At 77.3% G+C, this 1,411-nt stretch carries 1 pseudogene; it reads left to right on the top strand.

The features are described from left to right. Positions 1-1,411, top strand: a pseudogene (locus QH283_RS25720) (hypothetical protein); the annotation flags it as partial.

Raw genomic sequence — 1,411 nt, 5'->3', positions numbered from 1 at the left:
TGCCGTTCGTGATCGTCGTCGGCGTCGATGTGGAGGTCGTCGCCGAGGCGGGCAGCGCGTCGGCGGCGGGCAGCGCGTCGGCGGCGGGCAGCGCGTCGGCGGCGGGCGGGATCGCGGTGCGCGCGGTCCGCCGTCGCGTGGGGTGCGGCGTGCTGGTCCTCCAGCGACCGGCCGATGCGGTGCGCACCGGAAGTCGCGTGTACGCCGAAGCCGACCTCGCCACACCCGCCGGGGCCGACGGCCTCGCCGCGGCCGACCCGGCAGGCGAGTACCACCGACCGAGCGACAGCCGATGCGCGGGCGAGAATCACCGCACGGGCGACGACCGGCGGGTGAGCGACGACCGGCGGGTGGACGACCACTGCGAGAACGACCGCTGCGAGAACGACCACTGCGAGAACGACCACTGCGAGGACGGCGGCTGCGCGGGCGGCCCGTTGCCCGCGACCCGGTCGGTGGTGGCCGTCGTGGAGCGGGCGTGCCAGATGTGGGAGCGCACAGCGGGTTCCGGCTCGGAGGAAGACGCCGCGGCGAAGTCCGGCGCGGACCGGACCGGGGCGGCGGACGGGCGCGAGCCGGGCGAGCATGGTCGCGCCTGGGGCCCGTCGCCGATCGCGGTGCGCCCGACTCGTCCGGGCGCGTCGGCGCGGCCGACCGATCCGCCGGTGCTGATCACCGTGTCCGGCCGCGACGGCGGCGAGTTCAGGAACGCGGCGATGCGGCTGGTGCATCATCTGCGGTATGCCGCGCCCGAGGGGGACCGGGCGGCGGAAGCGGCTGCGCTGCACGCGCTTTCCGCGGCGACGACCAGGTCGGTCGCGTTGGCGACGCGGGGCGCGGTGCTGGCGGTGGACGCGGCACAGGCGCGGGAGCGGTTGCGGGCGCTGGCGCACGCCGAGCCGGGCCCGGGGATCGTCGGGCCGAGGACGACCCGGCGGCGGGACGGCGTGCTGTTCCTGTTCAGCGGGAGCGCGGAGCGGCCTGCCCGGCTGGGGCGAGCGCTGGCGGCGCGGTATCCGGTGTTCGCGGCGGCGTTGAACGAGATCGCCGACGCGGTGGTGGCGGCGGGCGGGCCGCGGATCTGGACGCCGCGGTTCGGTTTTCACCCGGCGGGGACGGGGTGGGGCGAGTACGGGCTCGGACTGCTGGCCGGGTTCGCGCACGGAGTCGCGCTCGCGCGGCTGGCCCGGTCGTGGGGTGTGGCACCGGATGCGGTGTGCGGCTACGGCTTCGGCGAGTTCGCAGCGGGAGTGGTCGCCGGCGTGCTCACCCCCGCCGACGGGGCGCGGCTCGCCGTCGCCCAGGCGGCGCGGGAAACAGCCCAGGCGGCGCGGGAAACAGCCCAGGCGGCGCGAGCTACAGCCCAGGCGGCGCGAGCTACAGCCCAGGCGGCGCGAGCAACAGCCCAGGC

The organism is Nocardia farcinica (assembly GCF_029867845.1).
Lineage (GTDB): Bacteria > Actinomycetota > Actinomycetes > Mycobacteriales > Mycobacteriaceae > Nocardia > Nocardia farcinica_A.
This window is presented reverse-complemented; position numbering and strand designations above follow the sequence as displayed.